Origin of the sequence: Bacillus sanguinis (genome assembly GCF_018332475.1) — a bacterium.
Classification (GTDB): Bacteria; Bacillota; Bacilli; order Bacillales; family Bacillaceae_G; genus Bacillus_A; species Bacillus_A sanguinis.
On record NZ_BOQB01000625.1, the window covers coordinates 1 to 933 of the forward strand.

At 28.3% G+C, this 933-nt stretch carries 1 pseudogene; it reads left to right on the forward strand.

The annotated features are described in order from the left end of the window. Window positions 1-697: 697 nt before the first annotated feature. Window positions 698-933 (forward strand): annotated as a pseudogene (locus KI369_RS28900) (alpha/beta hydrolase family protein); the annotation flags it as partial.

Genomic DNA, 933 nt, shown 5'->3' on the forward strand with positions numbered 1-933 from the left:
CTTTATGAGTATACTTTATGGATTTTTGATAGGTTTTGTCCTGCTCTTAGTTAACTACTATTACTATAAAAAAACACAGTAACCAGAAATATAGTTGATACTCTAAAATAAAAAACACTCTTAATGAGTGTTTTTTATTTTAGAGGGACATGCACATCCCCATCAAACTGAGATAAGTTTATATATCCAAACAGAGATTTTAAGATTATAAAAGATGTTAATATTCATCTGAAATCTTTATAAATTTCTTAGCAAATAAAACCCGCATGTTGCCGTCAGTAACCCATTATATATCTAAAGATACATATATCCTTCATCTCTTTATAAACTAAAAAGTATGAGAATCCGATCCTTTAGCCATAATTACGACTAAAGGCTTTTTTGTATGTAAGTAAATGAAAAAGGAGCTGAATGTATGGAACATAATAAAAATGGAATACTTGCTTTAATCGTTTTGTTTGTAGGACTCACATTTTTTGTTATCGGTATGGTTTATCATCTGTGGGGAACGGTTTAAAAATAAATAATAATTCATTTAAGAAAAAGTACTCGTATGAGTACTTTTTTTAAGATGTCATGTAAAAACATTCTAAACTTACTTACATGCATACAATCATCAATGATAGTTATATAATTGATAATGTTGTAAATTATCAATCTATTTTTATGTAATTTGGAAAGGAGCTAAAAACTAAAAATGTTAGAAATCATTTTTGTTGCTGTTTTACTTTTATCTAGCATCACTCCCATCTTTATCGAACGAGGTTTGACGAAAAAAAATGTAGTCATTTTACTGATCAATTATGTATTCTTATTTGCCATCATCATTGTAATTGGTGCAAACTGGCGTATGATCCCCGCCTATTTTTTATTGTTCGTTTTAACATTACAAGTTTTTTTGAAACCAAAAACTACAGCCGTTTCTGAAAAGTT